The sequence below is a fragment of the Kocuria kalidii genome (assembly GCF_044462225.1).
GTDB lineage: Bacteria > Actinomycetota > Actinomycetes > Actinomycetales > Micrococcaceae > Kocuria > Kocuria kalidii.
The window spans coordinates 1-19,649 of the sequence record NZ_JBISWJ010000031.1 but is presented as its reverse complement, the minus strand read 5'-3'; the positions used below and the strand labels follow the sequence as shown (position 1 = coordinate 19,649).

Genomic DNA, 19,649 nt, shown 5'->3' with positions numbered 1-19,649 from the left:
CCCGTCACTTCCTACTGCTTGTCCTCCTACTGGAGGGACAAGCAGTAGGAAGTGACGGGCCAGGTTGATGACCCGCGCCGCGTCGCGGTACCAGCGCAGGGCGAGCTTCGCCTGGGTCTGGGCCGTGCCAGCCTGTTGGTGTGGACGGGTGTCGTGGACCTTGCGGTGGAGGTGCATCAGGTTGGCGAAGTGGTCCAGGGTTTCAATGGGTACGTTGCTGATGGAAGAGTCGACAAACATGGATGGTCCTTGTGGTCGAAAACCGATCCTCCCGCGAGGGCCCTGCGCCGTGCCACCTCGTGCTACTCCGCCGGTCACCGCGTGTCTGACCGCCGGCCCGATAAGAAAAACTCGTTTGGCGCTCTGCTTCACCTCAAGGCTCTAGGGAAGGAAACCCGATGGCAGTCACCGATTTTGAGCGTTATCCTCTCACCTTTGGGCCGAGCCCGGTGCATCCGCTGCCCCGCCTGAGCAAGCATCTGGGCGGGGCCCCGATCTGGGCCAAGCGCGAGGACGTCAATAGTGGGCTCGCCTTCGGCGGGAACAAGACCCGAAAACTCGAATACTTGGTCCCGGATGCCTTGGCACAGGGGGCCGACACGCTGGTGTCAATCGGCGGCTACCAGTCCAACCACACGCGACAGGTCGCAGCGGTGGCCGCGAAGCTGGGTCTGAAGGCCCACTTGGTCCAGGAGAACTGGGTCGACTGGCCGGATCCCCTGTCGGACCGCGTCGGCAACATTCAGCTCTCACGCATCATGGGAGCAGACGTCCGGCTGGACAGCTCGGGTTTCGACATCGGCATTCGTGGCAGCTGGGAGAACGCCATCGAAGAGGTCAAGGCCTCCGGGGGCACGCCGTACGCGATTCCGGCCGGCGCATCGGACCACCCACTCGGCGGGCTCGGGTTCGCCAACTGGGCGTACGAGGTGGAACAGCAAGAACAGGACCTTGGGATCTTTTTCGACACCATCGTCGTCTGCACGGTCACCGGGTCCACGCACGCCGGCATGATCGCTGGATTCGCCGGCCAGGACAGGCCCCGCCGCGTCATCGGCATCGATGCGTCAGCGACCTTGCAGAAGACCCGTGATCAGGTCGGGCGCATTGCCCGAAACACCGCCGAACTCATCGGTCTCGGCCGCGAACTGCGCGACGACGAGATTACCGTCATGGAAGGTTGGGCGGGCGACCTGTACGGGATTCCCGTGGACTCCACCCTGGAAGCCATCCGGCTCGGCGCCTCGCTCGAGGGCATGATCACCGATCCTGTCTATGAAGGGAAGTCCCTGGCCGGGCTTATCGATCTGGTGAGCAGCCAGGAGATCCCAGCTGACAGCAATGTGCTTTATGCACACCTTGGCGGCCAGCTCGCTCTCAACGCCTACAGCGGGCTCTTCCGGTCCTGACTCGGACTGACGGGCGGGACTGCCGCACCATCAGGTGGTAGCTGAGTCGGCTCGCCCGCGCGGTGGGCAGAGCAGAGGTCCGAAAGCGCCGCTGTGCAGTCTCCGGTCGGTCATCGACAGTGGGTCAACGGCGGTCAGTTCTGATGACTTCAGATAAGGCCCGGCTACCGGACAGTCATGTCATCGTTGTAGCGGCTCAGGCGGTCTCTTCGCCCTGGTCGTCGACCTCATCGATCCACGGCGGCGGCTCGTCACGGCCCTGCTTTTCGTCCTTCTCGGCGTCTTCCGGAGCCTTCTGCACGATGCCCTGCGCGTGGTGCGTGGGCGCGTAGATCGCATAGAGGCGCAGCGGCTCGTCCCCGGTATTCTCCACGTCGTGCCACGTGCCGGCGGGCACTTGGATGCTCCAGCCGTCCTCGACGTCCTGCTGGAACGAGAGATTGTCTTTCGAAGGCCCCATCTTCGCGCGGCCCTTGCCGGCGTCGATGCGCAGGAACTGGTCGGTGCCGTGATGCACCTCGAGACCAATCGCTCCGCCGGGCTCGATCGACATGAGCGTCACCTGCAGATGCTTGCCCGTCCAGGCGACGCGGCGGTAGGCAGCGTTCTCCGTCGTAGCGCTCTCGATGTCGAACGCGTTCGGTTTCGGCCCGTTGTCGGTGATGTCCATGACCGCATTCTGTACCTCTCCCCTGAGCATCTCCTTGTACTGCCGTTCCGCCGGATGGTTCCGTTACCGCGGTTTCGCGGTGGAGGCCGCTCCCTGAGCGAGTGGTGACTGAGTCAAGGGCGGTGGGGTTGCTGGTGTTCCAGGTCCGTGCTTCGGTGGATTCACGGTGCTGCGGACCTGGCGGACGTGGTCCGGTGCTGGGTCGAAGACGATGATGCCGCTGACGGCGGCATGCACCCGGGAGCCCGGGGACACGATGGTCATGTCGGGGTGGCCGGTGGCCTCGAAGTGCCCGGTGGCCACAGCCGGACGCCGCGTGGCCAGGCTGCCCGGGCTGATCGCCTGCCACGCTGTTCACACCGGTCATCGACTGGCGCGCCATCGCGTCCCTGGCACCGCCGGCACGGACCGGGGGACATGCCGGCCGAGCGCGAGGATCACAGCCTGAAGATCACCGCGCTCGCAGGCATCATGAAGCCCGCGCCCGAGCCGAGCCTCTCCACGGCCGACTCACCCGGGCCCTCTGCCGGGCCCGCCGCCCTGGGCCTGGCCGGACTCGCCGCTGTCACCGGTTCCGTTGTCATCGCTCGTTGCCGGAGCGCGCGCCCAGCGCGCGTGGGACCGAACGGCTCCGCACCCTGATCGATACGGGGCCGTTCTGCTGTCCTCATGACTCCGGGAACCCGGGAACCCGGGAACCCGGGAACCCGCCTCGCCTCGGTGCGTCGCGCCCCGTGAACAGGTGGTGGACGCGACACCGGACCCGCGACCCGGTGCGGGGTCCGACGCGGAGGTGACCCACGGTGCGCGAAACGGGTACTGGCGGCCATCGGGCGTGACCGGGGCGGACGCTCGGCTTCGGATGCCCGACAGCGCACCAGGGGGAACCGAGAGTCAGGGCCGGCCGGGCGGGCGGTAGCCGCCGTCGGCGAGGCCCGCCCGCACCTCGAACGGGTTGTGCAGCGCGGGGTGCCCGCAGCGCAGCACCGACCAGCCCGCAGCGGCGAGATAGGCCGGCAGGAACGGCAGTCCCAGACACTGTGCCCACTGGGTGGCGTGGCGCGACTCGTGGGCGAGGAGCCGGGGGCGGGCGGCAACGTCCTCGGGACCGGCGCGGAACAGGACCACGTTGCCCACGGTGAAGGCCCCGGCCTTCGGCAGCCGCGGCCGGTAGCCGAAGCCCAGGATCAGCCCGTCCGGTCCGCTGACCACCTTCGTGCGGGTGGCCGCCGCGACCAGCAGCCCGAGCGGCGTGGACAGGTTCGTCATGTTCCAGAGCTGCCGCAGGCGGGCCGGGCGGCTCAGTGCACGCGTCATGCCGCCAGCCTACGGCGGCTCAGTGCGCCCCGCCCAGGTTGAGGACCACCACTCCGGCGATCACCAGGGACACCCCCACCACCTTGGTGACGGTCAGCGGCTCGCCGAGGAACGCGGCACCGATCGCGACGATGGCCGCCGTCCCCAGCCCGGACCACATGGCGTAGGCGACGCCCACCGGGATCGTCCGGAGCGTCTGCGCCAGCAGCGCGAACGCCACGCCGTACATGGCCAGGCTGCCCACGGTGGGCCAGAGCCGGCTGAACCCCTCCGTGTACTTGAGCAGGGAGGTGCCGACGACCTCGGCGGTGATCGCCAGGGCCAGGAAGACGTAGGGCACGGAACTCCTTCGGCGTGGACGGCGGGGTGCTCCAGTCCTACCAGGTCCCGGCCCGGGACACCGAGCCGCGGGAGCGGTGGGCGGCCCCCGGAACGAGTGGCCTAGACTGGGATCCGCCCGCGATCCGCCCCGACCCGGGCTTCCCCGTGTTGCCCGTTGCGTTGCACGTTCCACCCGCCGTGGAACGGGCGTGCGCGGACGACACCGTCCCCGAGCCGAAGAAGCCAGTGCTGATGTCTGAACTGCCATCCGAGACCGCGCCGCGCGACGCGGTCGACCCGACCGACGAGACCGCGGTCGCGGCCGCCGTGGACGCCGCCCTGATGGCGGTCGAGAACGCCGCCGACCTGGACGAGCTCAAGGGCGTCCGGCTCGCCCACGCGGGGGAGCGGTCCCCGCTGGCCCTGGCCAACCGGCGGATCGGCGCGCTGGACAAGACCCAGAAGGCCGCCGCCGGCAAGCTCGTCGGCCAGGCCCGCGGCCGGGTCAACCAGGCGGTCGCCGCCCGCACCACGGTGCTCGAGGAGGAGCGGGACGCCCGGATCCTCGTGGAGGAGGCCGTGGACGTCACGGCCGCCGGCCGGCGCCGGCGGCTGGGCGGCCGGCACCCCCTGACCAACCTCATGGAGCGCATCGGCGAGACGTTCGTGGCGATGGGCTGGGAGGTCGCCGACGGTCCCGAGGTCGAGTCCGAGTGGTACAACTTCGACTCCCTGAACTTCAAGCCCGACCACCCGGCCCGGGAGCTGCAGGACACGTTCTTCGTGGACCCGCCCGAGGCGCACCTCGTGCTGCGCACGCACACCTCGCCGGTGCAGATGCGCACGCTGCTGACCCGCGAGCTGCCGGTCTACGTCGTCGTCCCGGGGCGCACCTACCGCACCGACGAGCTCGACGCCACGCACACCCCCGTCTTCCACCAGGTCGAGGGCCTGGCCGTGGACAAGGGCCTGTCGATGGCCGACCTCAAGGGCACGCTCGAGCACTTCGCCCGGCAGATGTTCGGACCCGGCGCGAGGATCCGGTTGCGGCCCAACTACTTCCCCTTCACCGAGCCGTCCGCCGAGATGGACGTGTGGCACCCCGACGCCAAGGGCGGGCCGCAGTGGATCGAGTGGGGCGGCTGCGGCATGGTGCACCCGAACGTGCTGCGCGCGGCCGGCATCGACCCCGAGGTGTACTCCGGCTTCGCGTTCGGCATGGGCATCGAGCGGACCCTGCAGTTCCGCAACAACGTCCCGGACATGCGTGACATGGTCGAGGGCGACATCCGCTTCAGCGAGCACTTCGGGATGGAGATCTAGAGACATGCGAGTTCCTTTGTCATGGTTGCGCGAGCACGCCCCCGTGCCCGCGGACGCGACCGCCGAGGACGTGCTGGCCACCCTCGTGCAGGTGGGCCTCGAGGAGGAGGCCGTCCACCGGCCCACGGACGAGCTGACGGGCCCGGTCGTGGTGGGCCAGGTGCTGTCCAAGGAGCCGGAGACCCACTCCAACGGCAAGACCGTCAACTGGTGCACGGTCCGCGTGGTCCCCGAGGGCCGGGAGCAGACCCTGACCGGCAAGGGCATCGACCCCTCCGGTGTGCAGGGCGTGATCTGCGGGGCGCACAACTTCGAGGTCGGGGACAAGGTCGTGGTGACGCTGCCCGGCGCCGTGCTGCCCGGGAACTTCACGATCTCGGCCCGGAAGACCTACGGCCACACCTCCGCCGGGATGATCGCCTCCGTGCGCGAGCTCGGCATCGGGGAGGACCACGACGGCATCCTGGTGCTCTCGACCCTCGGCCTGGACCCGGAGCTCGGCGCCGACGCCCTGGAGCTGCTCGGGCTGCACGACGAGGCCGCCGAGATCAACGTGACCCCGGACCGCGGCTACGCGTTCTCGATCCGCGGCGTGGCCCGCGAGTACTGCCACGCGGTGCGCCGGCCCTTCACGGACCCGGCGGCGGCCGTGGCGGCCCGCGTGCCCGCGCCGACCACGGACGGGTTCCCGGTGGCCCTCGACGACGGCGCACCGATCCACGGCAGACCCGGGTGCACCCGCTTCGTCGCCCGCACCGTGACCGGCGTCGACGCCACGGCCCCCACGCCCCCGTGGCTGTCGGCGCGGCTGCGCCTGGCCGGGATCCGCTCGATCTCCCTGCCGGTGGACATCTCCAACTACGTGATGCTCGAGTTCGGCCAGCCGCTGCACTTCTACGACCTCGCGCAGCTGAGCGGCGGCATCCGGGTCCGGCGCGCGGCGCCGGGGGAGACGCTGGCCACCCTGGACGGCAGGCGGCGCACCCTGGACCCCGAGGACCTGCTGATCACGGACGGCTCCGGGCCGATCGGCCTGGCCGGGGTGATGGGCGGCTCCGCCACCGAGGTCACGGACGGCACCGTCGACGTGCTGGTGGAGGCGGCCCGCTTCGACGAGGTCTCGATCGCCCGCACCACCCGACGGCACCGGCTGCCCTCCGAGGCGTCCAAGCGCTTCGAGCGCGGCGTGGACCCGCAGATCGCCCCGGTGGCCGCCCAGCGCGCCGTCGAGCTGCTCGTGGAGCTCGCCGGCGGCACGGCCGGCCCCGAGGTGACGGACGTCGACCACACCTCGGTCCCCGCGCCCATCGAGCTGCCCTGGGACTACCCGGGCCGGCGCGTGGGCGTGGAGTACACGGCGGAGCAGGTCGTCTCGACCCTCGTGGAGCTCGGCGCGCAGGTCGACGCCACCGACGACGGCTGGCGCGTCGTCCCCCCGTCGTGGCGGACCGACCTGGTCGAGAAGGAGGACCTCGTCGAGGAGATCGCCCGCCTGGTCGGCTACGACGTGATCCCCTCCCGGCTCCCCGTGGCGCCTCCCGGCCGCGGTCTGACGGTCGAGCAGCAGGCCCGCAAGCGGGTCGCTGACGCGCTGGCGACCGCGGGTCTCACCGAGGTCCTCGCGTACCCGTTCGTCTCGCAGGCGGACAACGAGCTGTGGGGCGCCCCGGAGGCCGGGGTGCCCGTGCCGTCGGTCAAGGTGGCCAATCCGATCAGCGAGGCCCAGGGGATGCTCCGCGTGTCCCTGCTCCCGGGGCTGCTCGACGTCCTGCGGCGCAACACGTCCCGCGGCTTCCGCGACCTGGCGCTGTACGAGGTCGGGCGGGTGTTCCGCCCCGGCGAGCAGCTGGGCTCGGCGGGCATCCCGGCTCTGGGGGCGCACCCGGGCCGGGCGGTGCTCGACGAGCTCGAGGCCGGGGTGCCGGCCCAGCCGCGCCACCTGGCGGCGGTCCTCGCCGGCCGGGACGCGGCCGAGAGCCCCTGGACCGCCCCCCGGCCCTACGACTGGCAGGACGCCCTCGACGCCGCCCGGCTGGCCGCCGAGGTGCTCGGGGTCGAGCTGGTCGTCCGGCAGGGCACCCACCAGGCGTTCCACCCGGGCCGCACCGCGGTGCTCGCCACGGCCGACGGCACCCCGTTGGGCTACGCGGGCGAGCTGCACCCCCAGCTCGTGGCCGCGCAGGACCTGCCCGAGCGGACCGTGGCGATGGAGCTGAACCTCAGCACGCTCGTCGGCGCCGAGGTCGAGGTCGTGCAGGCGCGCCCGATCTCGGGCTACCCCGCCGCCACGCAGGACGTCGCGCTGGTCGTCGACGCCGCGGTCCCGGCCGCGGAGCTGCGCTCCGCGCTGGAGGAGGGCGCGGGGGAGCTGCTCGAGGACGTCCGCGTCTTCGACGTCTACCAGGGCCCCGGCGTCGAGGAGGGCCGGAAGTCGGTCGCCTTCGCGCTGCGCTTCCGGGCCCCGGACCGCACCCTGACCGCGGACGAGGCCTCCGCCGCCCGCGAGGCGGCCGTCGCCGTGGCGGCCGAGCGGCACGGGGCCGTGCTCCGCGGCTGATCGGTCCCGTCCCGGCGGACGGCCCGCCCCCGCCCGGGGGCGGGCCGTCCGTCCTTTCCCCGCCGCTCGCCCCGACCCCCGCGGTAACACTTGCGAACGCCGGGGTCCCGGCCGTGGACTTCGGTACTGTGGCACCGGGTCCCCGGCCGCGAGCCCCGCACCGCGATCTGCCCCCCCTTTCCCGACCCGTTCCAGGAGCTGACCATGACCGAGGAGACCACCGACCGCCAGGACGCGTTCTTCGCCTTCGACGAGGACCATGACGACGACCAGGACGAGCGCGACGACGACGGCCGTCCCCGCCGGGTTGTCGCCTGGAAGCCGATCGCCGTGGGCCTCCTCGGTCTCCTCCTCGGCCTGGTCCTGGCGGTGAGCGCGGCGCTCGCCTGGGACGCCTCCCGGCAGCTGGCCGGCTATGCGGACCGGTCGTGGGTGATCTCGGGTCAGTACCAGGACCTCACCAACGACCTGCAGACCAAGACGTACAACCCCATCTACCGCGGGGTGCTGCCCGGCGACGAGGCGGTCACCGGGCAGCCCTTCGACTCGGGCCTCGCCGACCCGCGCGTCCCGGAGGCGGGGGAGGAGATCGTCTTCCGCGGCACGCAGACGGGCTCCGGCGAGGACGCGTTCCACCAGGAGGCCGACGCACTGCTCGCCGTGGAGGACGGCACGCTGCAGGTGGTCCGCACCGCGGAGGCGGGGGAGTTCGGGGACGGCATCACCGCGGGCACGATCACGGGGCAGCGCGTCCGGGCGGGTCTGCTGCTGCTCGCCGGCGTCGGTGCGGCCGCGGGCGGGATCTGGGCGGCGCGCCGGCTCTACCGCGACGGGCGCTGACCCGCACCACGGGCCCCCGCCGGACGAACCGCGTCCGGCGGGGGCCCTCTCCGTTCCCGGCGCCGCTCAGGGCAGGGCGGGCAGTCCCGGGCGCAGCAGCCACGCGTCGAGCAGACCGTCGACCTCCGCCCACCGGGGCTCGGGCACGTGCCCGCGCAGGTGCGCCCGGAAGCCCTCCGTGCTCACCCACGCCTCCCGGTTCCCGGTGGCCCAGCCGCGCAGCAGGGCGCGGAAGGCCTCCTCGCCCACGGTCTCGCGGATCGCGTGGACGGTGAGGGCGCCCCGGACGTACACGACGTCGTCGAAGAGCCGCACCTGTCCCGGGTCCCCGATCACGAGGTCCTGGCGCATCTTCGAGAGCGTCCGGTGCGCCTTCTCGGCGTGCCAGCGGGCCGTCCGGTCCCCGGAGGCCTCGGACCAGATCCACTCCGCGTAGGAGGCGAACCCTTCGTTGAGCCAGATGTCCTGCCAGGACGAGAGGACCAGGCTGTTGCCGAACCACTGGTGGGCCAGCTCATGGGCGACCAGCCGCTGCTCCTCCCAGTCGGTGCCCAGCTGGTTCTTGCCGAACACGGAGCACGCGTAGCACTCGAACGGGTCCTCGAGCGACTCGTCGACGACCACCACGGTGTAGCTCGGGAAGGGGTAGGGGCCGAACCAGTCGCTGAACACCTCGATCATCCGGCCCTGCTCGGCGAAGGTCCGCTCCGCCTTCTTGCGCCGCTTCTTGGAGCACACCAGGTGCTGCGGGACCCGGGAGCCCGCGAGCTGCCGCCGCTCGTAGGGGCCGATCTGCACGGTCGCCAGGTACGGCGGCAGGGGCACCCGGGACGTGTACACCCAGTGGCGCTCGCCGTCGCGCTCCCGCACGGACTCCAGCTCGCCGTGGACCACCACCTCGTAGTCGGCGTCCGCGTGCACGGTGACCCGGTACGTCGCCATGTGGGAGGGGTGGTCCACGCACGGGAACCACGTGGAGGACCCGGTGGGCTGGCCGGCGACGAGCACGCCGTCGTCGAGCTCCGCCCAGCCGATCTCCCCCCAGGGCCCGTCCAGGGACTCGGGGTACCCCTCGTAGGCGATCGTGAGCGAGAACGTCTCCCCGGCGGCGACGACGCGCGGCAGGGTCAGCAGGAGGCGGCTGCCGCGGTGGTCCACGCGGACCCTGCGGCCGCCGAGGAGCCCGCCGAGGCCGCCGGTGCCGAAGCGGACGTCCGTCACGGCGAGCTCGGTGAGGTCCAGCTCGATCCGGTCGGTGTCGTGCAGCGCACGGCAGGTCAGGGTCGCCCTCGCCTCGAGCCCGTTGTCCTCGACGTCGTAGTCGAGGTCCAGGTCGTAGTGCTCCACGGTGGCCGCGCAGCAGCCGACGAACGGGGTGTAGGGGTCGCGCACGCCGTCGGCGCCCAGATAGCGGTGCATCGGTGCCGGGCTCACGGGACGAGGAGCAGCTTGCCCTGGGCGGCGCGGGACTGGAGCAGCTCGTGCGCCTGCCGTGCCTGCGCGAGCGGGAACGTCCCGGCGACGCGGATGGTCAGCGACCCGTCGAGCACGGCGTCGAACAGCTCGCCCGCCCGCCAGCTCCGCTCCTTCTCGTCGAGCAGGTAGTCGTTCAGGGTGGGCCGGGTGACGTACAGCGACCCGTGCTGGGCGAGCCGCTGCAGGTCGAACGGGGGGACCTGGCCGGAGGAGCCGCCGAACAGCACCAGCACCCCCCGCTTGCGCAGCGCCCTCAGCGACTCGTCGAAGGTGTCCCTGCCGACCGAGTCGTAGACGACGTCGGCGCCGCGGCCGCCGGTGAGCTCCCGGACGTGCTCGGCGAAGCCCGCGTAGCCCACCAGGGCGAAGTCGGCGCCCAGCGAGCGCGCGGTCTCCGCCTTGTCCTGCGAGCCCACGAGCGCGATCACGGTGGCCCCGCGCGACTTCAGCAGCTGCACGGCGAGGCCCCCGACCCCGCCCGCGCCCGCGGTGACCACGGCGACGTCACCCTCCTGGACCGGGTACGTCGAGCGGACCAGGTAGTGCGCGGTGAGGCCCTGCAGCGGAACGGCCGCGGCGACCTCGTCGGGAACGCCGGTGGGCACGCGCAGGGCCTTGTCGGCGTCCACCACGAAGGCGTCGGCGTAGGTGCGGGCGGCCTGGGACGTGGTGATCCGGTCGCCCAGCGCGAAGTGCTGCACCTCGGCGCCCACCCCCGTGACCACGCCCATGCCCTCGGAGCCGGGGGTGAACGGGTGCTCCACCGGGTAGACGCCCTCGCGCTGGTAGACCTCGATGAAGTTCACCCCCGCGGCGCGGGTCTCCACGAGCAGCTGCTGCGGGCCCGGCTCGAGGTCCGGGCGCTCGCCGAGGGACAGGACCTCGGGGCCTCCGGATCGCTCGACCATGACGGAACGGACCATGACGGGTACCTCCTGGACATCGCGGACGGGAACTCCTGCCATGGTAGGCGCGGCCCGCGGCCCCGCTCTCCCGGCGGGGGCCTCCCGGGGGTAGCGTGTGCACAAGAGGGGGCACGGGAATACCCCCGCAATCATCGAGATTTGCGTACGGGAAGCGTAGATTCTGATGACAGGGCCGTTCCGGGGGGACATCGAGGGCGGCCCGTGGCCGACACGAGGGGAGTGCCGCCGCGCCCCGTCCGGGGCGCACCCGTCGACTCCCTGCCGCCGTCCTCTCCGGCAGGGTGCATAATTATTGAAGACCATGCATAACTTTGAGCTAGAGTGGGCCTTATGACGTTCAGCGCAGCAGTTTCGGGGGCATCCGGCTACGCCGGCGGCGAGGTCCTGAGGATCCTCGCCGGCCACCCGCAGATCGAGATCGGGGCCGTGGGGGCCCATTCCAACGCCGGGCAGCGGCTGGGGGAGCTGCAGCCGCACCTGCACACCCTCGCCGACCGGGTGCTCGTCGACACCACGGTGGAGAACCTCGCCGACCACGACGTCGTCTTCCTCGCCCTGCCGCACGGCGCCTCGGCCGCGATCGCCGCGCAGCTGCCGCCGGAGACCGTGGTGATCGACGCCGGCGCCGACCACCGCCTCGACTCAGCCGAGGAGTGGGACCAGTTCTACGGGTCCCCGCACGCCGGGACCTGGCCGTACGGCCTGCCCGAGCTCGTCGTGGACGTCGAGGGCACCCGCCAGCGGGAGACGCTCCGCGGCGCCACGCGCATCGCCGTGCCCGGGTGCTACCCGACCAGTGCCCTGCTCGCCCTGGGCCCCGGCTACGCGGCCGGTCTCCTGGAGCCCGAGGACGTCGTGATCGTCGCGGCGTCGGGCACGTCCGGTGCGGGCAAGGCCGTCAAGCCCCACCTGCTGGGCTCGGAGGTCATGGGCTCCATGACCCCGTACGGCGTGGGCGGCGCCCACCGGCACACCCCCGAGATCGAGCAGGGCCTCTCGAAGGCCGCGGGGCGGCGTGTGCGGATCTCCTTCACCCCGACGCTGGCCCCCATGCCCCGGGGCATCCTCACGACCGCCACCGCCCGGATCGCCGAGGGCGTGACCGCCGCGCAGCTGCGGGAGGCCTGGGAGTCCGCCTACGTGGCCGAGCAGTTCGTCACCGTCCTGCCCGAGGGGCGGTGGCCGGCGACGAAGTCGGTGGCCGGTTCCAACCACGCCCAGCTCCAGCTCGCCCTCGACGCCCGGGCGGGCCGGGTCGTCGTCACGTGCGTCATCGACAACCTCGTCAAGGGCACCGCGGGCGGCGCCGTCCAGTCCATGAACCTGGCCCTCGGCCTGCCGGAGGACACCGGCCTGAACCTCCAAGGAGTCGCACCGTGAGAACGTACCCGTCCCAGCAGCCCGCCGGCACCCTCCGGGTCGACACCTCCCGCGGCGTGGCCGCCGCCCAGGGCTTCCGCGCCGCCGGCGTCGAGGCCGGCTTCAAGGAGTCCGGGGGGCCGGACCTGGCCCTCGTCGTCAACGACGGGCCCCAGCACCACGTCGGGGCCGTGTACACGAGCAACCGGATCGCCGCCGCGCCGATCCAGTGGTCGAGGGCCGCGACCGCGGACGGCCGGGCCGCGGCGGTCGTCCTCAACTCCGGCGGGGCGAACGCCTGCACCGGACCCCAGGGGTTCCAGGCCTCCCACCGGACCGCCGAGCTCGTGGGGGAGGCGCTCGGGATCGGTGCCGGCGACGTCGTGGTGTGCTCCACGGGACTGATCGGCATCCAGCTGCCCATGGACGTCATGGAGCGCGGCCTCCCCGGGGTCGTCGCGGCCCTCGGGGACGACGACGAGGCGGGGGCCGCCGCCGCCCGGGCCATCATGACCACCGACTCCGTCTCCAAGCAGGCCGCCTACGTCCGCGACGGGTGGACGGTCGGCGGCATGGCCAAGGGGGCGGGCATGCTCGCCCCCGGCCTGGCGACGATGCTCGTGGTCCTCACGACCGACGCCGAGCTCTCCTCGGACGCCCTCCAGTGGGCGCTCGAGGACGCGGTGAAGGTGACGTTCAACAGGACCGACTCCGACGGCTGCATGTCCACCAACGACACCGTGGCCCTGCTCGGCTCGGGCGCCTCCGGGATCACCCCGGACGAGTTCGAGTTCAGCCAGGCCGTGACCGCGGTGTGCCACTCGCTCGCCCAGCAGCTCATCACCGACGCCGAGGGCGCGTCCCACGACATCGAGATCACCACGGTCAACGCCGTGACCGAGAAGCAGGCGGAGGACGTGAGCCGCTCCGTGGCCCGCTCCAACCTCTTCAAGGCCGCGATCTACGGCAACGACCCCAACTGGGGTCGCGTCCTGTCGGCCGTGGGCACCACCGACGCCGCGTTCGACCCCGACAAGCTCGACGTCACCATCAACGGCGTCATGGTCTGCCGCAACGGCATGATCGGGGACCCGCGCGAGGGCGTGGACCTCGCGGCGGACCGCAGGGTCACCGTCCTGGTGGACCTCAAGGCCGGGGACGCCGACGCCACCGTCTGGACCAACGACCTCACCCACGACTACGTCGAGGAGAACAGCGCCTACTCCAGCTGAGCAGCCCGCCCACCAGCACAGCACCCACCACGGCGCAGGAGAACCATGACCGACCCCAGTGACCCGACCCGCTACGAGACCGCCCAGCTGAAGGCGGGGACCCTGATGGAGGCCCTTCCCTGGATCCAGCGCTACGCCGGGTCCGTGATGGTCTTCAAGTACGGCGGCAACGCCATGGTCTCGGAGCCCCTGCGCGCGGCCTTCGCGGAGGACATGGTGTTCCTCCGCCACGTCGGGATCAAGCCGGTCGTGGTGCACGGCGGCGGACCGCAGATCAACCGCATGCTGGAGCGGCTGGGCATCGCGTCGGAGTTCCGCGGCGGGCTGCGGGTCACGTCGCGGGAGGCCGTGGACGCCATCCGGATGGTGCTCACCGGGCAGGTCCAGCGGGAGCTCGTCTCCCTGCTCAACGCCACCGGCCCGTACGCCGTCGGGCTCTCCGGGGAGGACGCGGAGCTGTTCCGCGCGGTCCGCCGGGGCACGGTCGTCGACGGCGAGGAGGTGGACCTCGGCCACGTGGGCGAGGTCGTCGGGGTCAACGCCGAGCCCGTCACCCAGCTCCTCGACGCCGGGCGGATCCCCGTCGTCTCCTCCGTGGCACCGGAGGTCGACGCGCGCGGGCGCCCCACGGGGGAGATCCTCAACGTCAACGCCGACACCGCCGCCGCCGCCGTGGCCGTGGCCCTGCGCGCCGAGAAGTTCGTGGCCCTCACCGACGTCGAGGGCCTCTACGCGAACTGGCCCGACAGGGACTCGCTCATCGCGTCCCTCTCGGCCACGGAGCTGCGCGCCATGCTCCCGAGCCTGCAGGCCGGGATGATCCCGAAGATGGAGGCGGCCCTGCGGGCCGTCGAGGGCGGCGCGCGCCGGGCGTCCATCGTGGACGGGCGCCGCCCGCACACGTGCCTGCTCGAGATCTTCACCGACACCGGCATCGGAACCCAGCTCGTCCCCGACCACGGAGCATCCTCATGACCGCCGCCCAGCACACTCCCGCCCAGCACGCCGCCTCGAGGTACTCCGCCCAGACGGCGCTGCTCGGCGAGTACGCCGACTCCCTGCTCGGGGTCTTCGGCAGCCCGTCCCTCGTGCTCACCCACGGCAGGGGCGCCGTGGTCACCGACGCCGACGGCCGGGACTACCTCGACCTGCTCGCCGGCATCGCCGTCAACGCCCTCGGCCACGCCCACCCGCGCTGGGTGGAGATCGTCTCCCGCCAGCTCGCCACGCTCGGCCACGTCTCCAACTTCTTCACCTCCCCCCAGCAGATCGCCCTCGCCGGGAAGCTGCTCTCCCTGGCCGGTGCGCCCGCGGGCTCGCACGTGTTCTTCGCGAACTCCGGTACCGAGGCGAACGAGGCCGCGTTCAAGCTCGCCCGCCGCCACGGGCACGAGCACCCGGGCCCGGACGGCCGTCCGCGCGGCACCGTCCTCGCCCTCGACTCCGCCTTCCACGGCCGGACCATGGGCGCGCTCGCCCTGACCGCCAAGGAGGCCTACCGCGCCCCCTTCGAGCCCCTGCCGGGCGGGGTGGAGCACATCCCCGCGACCGTCGAGGCCCTCGAGGAGCGGCTGGACGGGACCGTCGCCGCGCTGATCGTGGAGCCCGTCCAGGGCGAGGCCGGCGTGCGGGAGCTGCCGGCGGGCTATCTGCGGCGCGCCCGGGAGCTGACGCGCCGGCACGGCGCCCTGCTCATCGTGGACGAGGTGCAGACCGGGGTGGGGCGGACCGGCCGCTGGTTCGCCTCCTCCGCGGAGCTGACCGGCGGCGATCTGCCGGACGCGATCACCCTGGCCAAGGGGCTCGGCGGCGGCTTCCCGATCGGCGCGATGCTGACCGTCGGCCCGGACGTCTCGGCCCTGCTCGGGGCCGGCCAGCACGGCACGACGTTCGGCGGCAACCCGCCGGCCACCGCCGCGGGACTCGCGACCGTGACGGTGATCGAGGAGGACGGCCTGCTCGAGCACGCCCGCACGGTCGGCGCCGTGCTCGGCGAGGGGCTGCGCGCGGTCCCCGGGATCGGCGACGTGCGCCAGCGCGGACTGCTCATCGGCGCCGACCTCGACGTCCCCGAGGGGGCGGCCGCCCCGTTCGGCCCCGCCGTGGTCGAGGCGGCCCGGGACGCCGGGTTCATCGTCAACGCGACCGGCCCCGGGACCCTGCGCCTGGCCCCGCCCCTGATCCTGACCACCGAGCAGGCGCACGCCTTCCTCGACGCGCTCCCTGCGATCCTGCGCACCGCCACCGCCGCCGTCACGACCCCCGCCGTGGCCGAGACCCCGCCGAAAGACGCATGAACCCGTCCATGACCCCCCGCCACTTCCTCGTCGACACCGATCTCTCGCCGCAGGAGCAGGCCGAGGTGCTCGAGCTCGCCGCCGTCCTCAAGGCCGACCGCTGGGCCCACCGGCCCTACGCGGGACCGCAGACCGTGGCCGTGGTCTTCGACAAGACGTCGACCCGGACCCGGGTCTCCTTCTCTGCCGGGATCGCGGACCTCGGCGGCAACGCGCTGATGGTCAACCCGGGGGAGTCGCAGCTGGGCAAGGAGAGCGTGGCGGACACGGCACGGGTCTTCTCCCGCATGGTCTCGACGATCGTGTGGCGCACCTACGCCCAGTCCGGACTGGAGGAGATGGCCGCGGCCTCGACCGTGCCCGTCGTCAACGGGCTCTCCGACGACTACCACCCCTGCCAGATCCTCGCCGATCTCCTCACGGTCCGGGAGCACCGGGGGAGTCTTCCCGGGCTCACGTTCGCCTACCTCGGGGACGCGGCCAACAACATGGCCCACTCCTACCTGCTGGGCGGGGCCACGGCCGGCATGCACGTGCGCGTGGCCGGCCCGCCGAGCCACCTCCCGGACCCGGCGGTCGTCCGGGCCGCCGAGGAGCGCGCCGCGCAGACCGGCGGCTCCGTGCGCGTGACCACCGATCCGGCCGCAGCGCTGGCCGGGGCGGACGTGGTCTGCACCGACACCTGGGTGTCCATGGGCCACGAGGCGGAGACGGAGGCCCGGGCGCAGGTGTTCAGGACCTATGCCGTGGACGCCGCGGCGATGGCACAGGCCGCGCCCGGCGCACTGTTCCTGCACTGCCTGCCCGCGTTCCGCGGCCGCGAGGTCGACGCCGAGGTCATCGACGGGCCGCAGTCCGTCGTGTGGGACGAGGCGGAGAACCGCCTGCACGCCCAGAAGGCGCTCCTCGTGTGGCTCATGGCCCGCTCGGGGCGGTACGACCTGGACGCCGCCGACGCCCCTGCCGTCCCCGCATGAGCATCCCCGCGACCAAGACCGCGCGACAGGCCCGGATCGTCGCCCTCGTGACCGGCGGGGCGATCCACTCCCAGGCGGAACTGGCCGCCCGGCTGGCCGAGGACGGCGTCCAGGTCACGCAGGCCACGCTCTCCCGCGACCTCGTGGAACTCGGAGCCGTCCGGGTCCGGGACGGCTCCGGGTCCCTCGTCTACGCCGTCCCCCGGGCCGGGGCCGATCGTTCGCCCGCCTCGGGGATCACCCAGGAGGTGCTCGACGCCCGCCTGGCCGGCCTGTGCCGCGAGCTGCTGGTCACGGCCGAGGCGAGCGCCAACCTGGTCGTGCTGCGGACCCCGCCGGGAGCCGCCCAGTACTTCGCCTCCGCCATCGACACCTCCGTGCTCCCGGCCGTGCTCGGCACCATCGCCGGCGACGACACGATCGTGGTGGTGTGCCGGGAGGCCGACGGCGGCGACGCCGTGGCCCGGCGGCTCCTGGAGCTCGCCGAGTGAGAGCTGGGCGCCGGAGGGCGGCGCCGGTGCCCACGACGTGATCGCGGGGCGGTGCGGTGCACGGTGTCCCACAGCATCCTCCCCGTCCTCGGCGGGACCGTGACGCTCCACGCGGGGGTCTCCGCGGGGCGCCGCCGTGACCCTGCTCCTGCGCGTCGAGGGCGTGTTCGCGATCCGCCTCCGCGAGGGCTGCGGCCTGTCCGAGACGTCGCCGGTGGCGAACTTCCACCCGTTCGACGGCCGTCGAGCCGGGGAACCGGCCCCGGGGCCTCAGCGGGCCGCGTACTCCTCCAGGACCGGGACAAGGTCCGTGCGCTCGAAGACCCGCGCGAAGTCGAGGGCGGAGTGCGCGCCCGCCGTCTGGGAGGCCCCGGCCTCGAGCAGGGTCCGGACGATCGTCTCGTTGCCCCGGAAGACCGCGCTCATCAGCGCCGTCTGACCGTTGTCGTTGACCCGGTCCGGGTCCGCCCCGGCCTCGAGCAGCGCCGCGACGGTCTCCTCGCGCTGGTGGTAGGCCGCGAGGACGAGCAGGGTGTCGCCCTTGCTGTTGGTGAGGTTCACCGGGACACCGGCGCGCACGGCCGGCAGGAGGTTCTCGGTGTCGCCCGTCCGGGCCATCTCGAACAGGGACAGCACGTAGGCCATCTCCTCCTCGGTCAGCTGGGGGGCGGACTGGTCCTGGGGCTGCTGGGCGTTCTCGGTCACGAGTGCTCCTCCACGGTCGGTCGGTCGGTGCTCCTGCAGGTCAGTTTATCGGGGCCGGGGGCGGGACCCGCGACACGCCCTCGATCCCGGAATACCCGAGCCTTGACGTTGCAGTAACCACCTGTCACGCTCGTGTGACACAGCTCACTGCACGTCCGTTCCTCGCGCCGGTGCCCGTGCACCGGGGATCCGGAGTCTCCCCGCATGACGAATCTCGCCACCCTCCTCACCGACACGGCCGCGGCCCGCCCCGAGTCCCGTGCCGTGGTGCTCGACGACACGGTCCTGACCTACGGTGCTCTCGACGACCTGTCCGCCCGGGTCGCGTCGATGCTCCTCTCGCGGGGCATCGCCCCCGGGGACCGGGTGGCGATGATCCTGCCCAACGTCCCGCACATGCCGATCGCCTACTACGGGATCCTGCGTGCGGGCGGCGTCGTCGTCCCGCTGAACCCGCTGCTCAGCCCCCGGGAGCTGGCCTACCACTTCGAGAACGCCGAGGTGTCGCTGGTGCTCGTCTGGGAGGCCATGGCGGAGGCGACGCGTGCCGCCGTCGCGGACCTGGCCGGGGACGTCCCGGTGGTCGAGGTCTCCGCCGCGGGGACCCTCCAGGCGCTCGGCGAGGTCCCGCCGCTGCCGGACGTCGCCGACCGCTCCGACGACGAGCCGGCCGTCCTGCTCTACACGTCCGGGACCACCGGCCGGCCCAAGGGCGCCGTCCTGACCCACCACAACCTGCGGTCCAACGCCGACCTCTCCGCGAACCTGTTCTCCCTGCGGCCCGGGGACGTCATGTTCGGTGCGCTGCCGTTCTTCCACGTGTTCGGCCAGACCGTGGCGCTCAACGGCGTCGTCCGTGCCGGGGCGACCGTCACGCTGCTGCCCCGGTTCGAGCCGGCCAAGGCGCTGGAGATCCTGGTGCGGGACGAGGTCACGGTCTTCGCCGGGGTGCCGAGCATGTACATCGCCCTGCTCTCGGCGGCGGGCGGCGGATCGTTCGAGGCGCCGCACCTGCGGGCCGGGGTCTCGGGCGGCTCGCCGCTGCCGGTGGAGGTCCTGGAGCGCTTCGAGAAGGTCTTCGGGGCGCCGATCTACGAGGGCTACGGCCTGTCGGAGACCTCCCCCGTGGTGTGCTTCAACCAGGAGGACCAGGGGCGCCGACCGGGGTCGATCGGCACCGTGGTGCAGGGGGCGCAGCTCCAGGTCGTGGACGACCTCGGCGACCAGGTCCCCGTGGGCGAGATCGGCGAGCTCGTGGTGGCCGGAAAGTACGTGATGGCCGGCTACTGGCGCAACCCGGAGGCCACCGAGGCCGCGATCCGTGACGGCTGGTTCCACACCGGCGATCTCGCCCGGGTGGACGAGGACGGCTTCTACTACATCGTGGACCGCAAGAAGGACATGGTCCTGCGCGGCGGCTACAACGTCTACCCGCGCGAGGTCGAGGAGGTCATCTACCAGTTCCCCGGCATCGCCGAGGCCGCCGTGGTCGGGGTGCCGGACGAGGCGATGGGCGAGGAGGTCGCGGCCGTCGTCGCCTTCCGCGAGGTCCCCGAGGAGGAGTGGGACGCCAGGGTCGACGAGCTGGACGCCTTCGTGCGCGAGCGCGTGGCCCGGTACAAGCACCCGCGCTACTACAAGGTGGTCGACGAGCTGCCCAAGGGCCCGACCGGCAAGATCCTCAAGCGCTCCCTCGACCTCGAGGGCGCCGTGCGCCGCCGCTGACCCGCCCGCGCACGACGGAGGAGG

18 protein-coding genes are annotated in these 19,649 nt (G+C 72.5%); 11 read left to right on the top strand and 7 right to left on the bottom strand.

From position 1 onward, the window contains the following. Nucleotides 1-240 (bottom strand): hypothetical protein (locus tag ACH9D3_RS05070; protein WP_396410093.1); only part of this gene is annotated, 240 nt, incomplete at its 3' end. A gap of 158 nt (nt 241-398) precedes the next feature. On the opposite strand from ACH9D3_RS05070, the gene ACH9D3_RS05065 reads away from it, so the two are divergent. After that, a complete protein-coding gene (locus ACH9D3_RS05065) occupies nt 399-1,409 on the top strand; it encodes a 1-aminocyclopropane-1-carboxylate deaminase (RefSeq protein ID WP_396410092.1) in 1,011 nt (336 codons plus the stop codon). A 196-nt stretch (nt 1,410-1,605) separates the two neighbouring features. Here the strand turns inward: ACH9D3_RS05065 and ACH9D3_RS05060 are convergent, their stop codons facing one another. The 3 genes from ACH9D3_RS05060 to ACH9D3_RS05050 form a co-directional block, all read right to left on the bottom strand. Further along, the gene (locus ACH9D3_RS05060) at nt 1,606-2,079 is read right to left on the bottom strand and encodes a cupin domain-containing protein (protein ID WP_396410091.1); all 474 of its coding nucleotides are present in this window, start codon (nt 2,077-2,079) and stop codon (nt 1,606-1,608) included. Between the two features lie 894 nt (nt 2,080-2,973). Continuing rightward, on the bottom strand, nt 2,974-3,396 hold the full coding sequence (locus tag ACH9D3_RS05055) for an eCIS core domain-containing protein (protein WP_396410090.1): 423 nt from the start codon (nt 3,394-3,396) through the stop codon (nt 2,974-2,976). 19 nt (nt 3,397-3,415) lie between these two features. Continuing rightward, nucleotides 3,416-3,736 (bottom strand): DMT family transporter, encoded by a 321-nt coding sequence (locus tag ACH9D3_RS05050; protein ID WP_396401246.1) that lies wholly within the window; start codon nt 3,734-3,736, stop codon nt 3,416-3,418. Nucleotides 3,737-3,969: 233 nt separating this feature from the next. On the opposite strand from ACH9D3_RS05050, the gene pheS reads away from it, so the two are divergent. The 3 genes from pheS (at nt 3,970) to ACH9D3_RS05035 (ending at nt 8,437) form a co-directional block, all read left to right on the top strand. Further along, on the top strand, nt 3,970-5,040 hold the full coding sequence (gene pheS / locus ACH9D3_RS05045) for a phenylalanine--tRNA ligase subunit alpha (RefSeq protein WP_396410089.1): 1,071 nt from the start codon (nt 3,970-3,972) through the stop codon (nt 5,038-5,040). A gap of 4 nt (nt 5,041-5,044) precedes the next feature. Next, nucleotides 5,045-7,597, top strand: a complete 2,553-nt coding sequence (pheT, locus tag ACH9D3_RS05040; protein ID WP_396410088.1) for a phenylalanine--tRNA ligase subunit beta — start codon at nt 5,045-5,047, stop codon at nt 7,595-7,597. A 204-nt stretch (nt 7,598-7,801) separates the two neighbouring features. After that, nucleotides 7,802-8,437 carry a hypothetical protein gene (locus tag ACH9D3_RS05035; protein WP_396401250.1) on the top strand — a complete coding sequence of 212 codons (636 nt, stop codon included), beginning with the start codon at nt 7,802-7,804 and terminating at the stop codon, nt 8,435-8,437. 66 nt (nt 8,438-8,503) lie between these two features. Here the strand turns inward: ACH9D3_RS05035 and ACH9D3_RS05030 are convergent, their stop codons facing one another. Both ACH9D3_RS05030 and ACH9D3_RS05025 read right to left on the bottom strand, forming a co-directional pair. Next, complete coding sequence (locus tag ACH9D3_RS05030; RefSeq protein ID WP_396410087.1) at nt 8,504-9,871, bottom strand: M1 family aminopeptidase; 1,368 nt, start codon at nt 9,869-9,871, stop codon at nt 8,504-8,506. Further along, nucleotides 9,868-10,836, bottom strand: coding sequence for a zinc-binding dehydrogenase (locus ACH9D3_RS05025; protein WP_396410086.1), 969 nt, complete (start codon nt 10,834-10,836; stop codon nt 9,868-9,870). Before ACH9D3_RS05025 ends, ACH9D3_RS05030 begins: the two co-directional genes overlap by 4 nt. Before the next feature lie 333 nt (nt 10,837-11,169). On the opposite strand from ACH9D3_RS05025, the gene argC reads away from it, so the two are divergent. Genes argC through ACH9D3_RS04995 form a run of 6 tightly spaced genes read left to right on the top strand, consistent with a single transcriptional unit; the run spans nt 11,170 to nt 17,195 of the window. Then, entirely contained in the window at nt 11,170-12,219 is a 1,050-nt protein-coding gene (gene argC, locus ACH9D3_RS05020; protein WP_396410085.1) for an N-acetyl-gamma-glutamyl-phosphate reductase, read from the top strand. Beyond that, a complete protein-coding gene (argJ, locus tag ACH9D3_RS05015; RefSeq protein ID WP_396410084.1) occupies nt 12,216-13,430 on the top strand; it encodes a bifunctional glutamate N-acetyltransferase/amino-acid acetyltransferase ArgJ in 1,215 nt (404 codons plus the stop codon). Before argC ends, argJ begins: the two co-directional genes overlap by 4 nt. Before the next feature lie 45 nt (nt 13,431-13,475). Continuing rightward, the gene (argB, locus tag ACH9D3_RS05010) at nt 13,476-14,405 is read left to right on the top strand and encodes an acetylglutamate kinase (RefSeq protein WP_396401255.1); all 930 of its coding nucleotides are present in this window, start codon (nt 13,476-13,478) and stop codon (nt 14,403-14,405) included. Then, on the top strand, nt 14,402-15,727 hold the full coding sequence (locus ACH9D3_RS05005; protein ID WP_396410083.1) for an acetylornithine transaminase: 1,326 nt from the start codon (nt 14,402-14,404) through the stop codon (nt 15,725-15,727). The genes argB and ACH9D3_RS05005 overlap by 4 nt, the downstream gene beginning before the upstream one ends. An 8-nt stretch (nt 15,728-15,735) precedes the next feature. Further along, nucleotides 15,736-16,704 carry an ornithine carbamoyltransferase gene (gene argF / locus ACH9D3_RS05000; RefSeq protein ID WP_396401257.1) on the top strand — a complete coding sequence of 323 codons (969 nt, stop codon included), beginning with the start codon at nt 15,736-15,738 and terminating at the stop codon, nt 16,702-16,704. Beyond that, the gene (locus tag ACH9D3_RS04995; RefSeq protein WP_396401258.1) at nt 16,701-17,195 is read left to right on the top strand and encodes an arginine repressor; all 495 of its coding nucleotides are present in this window, start codon (nt 16,701-16,703) and stop codon (nt 17,193-17,195) included. The genes argF and ACH9D3_RS04995 overlap by 4 nt, the downstream gene beginning before the upstream one ends. A gap of 270 nt (nt 17,196-17,465) precedes the next feature. Here ACH9D3_RS04995 and ACH9D3_RS04990 read toward each other — a convergent pair whose 3' ends face one another. Further along, complete coding sequence (locus ACH9D3_RS04990) at nt 17,466-17,900, bottom strand: ankyrin repeat domain-containing protein (protein ID WP_396410082.1); 435 nt, start codon at nt 17,898-17,900, stop codon at nt 17,466-17,468. Nucleotides 17,901-18,104: 204 nt separating this feature from the next. Between ACH9D3_RS04990 and ACH9D3_RS04985 the strand changes: the two genes are divergently transcribed. Continuing rightward, entirely contained in the window at nt 18,105-19,625 is a 1,521-nt protein-coding gene (locus tag ACH9D3_RS04985) for an AMP-binding protein (protein ID WP_396410081.1), read from the top strand. The last annotated feature ends 24 nt before the right edge of the window (nt 19,626-19,649 follow it).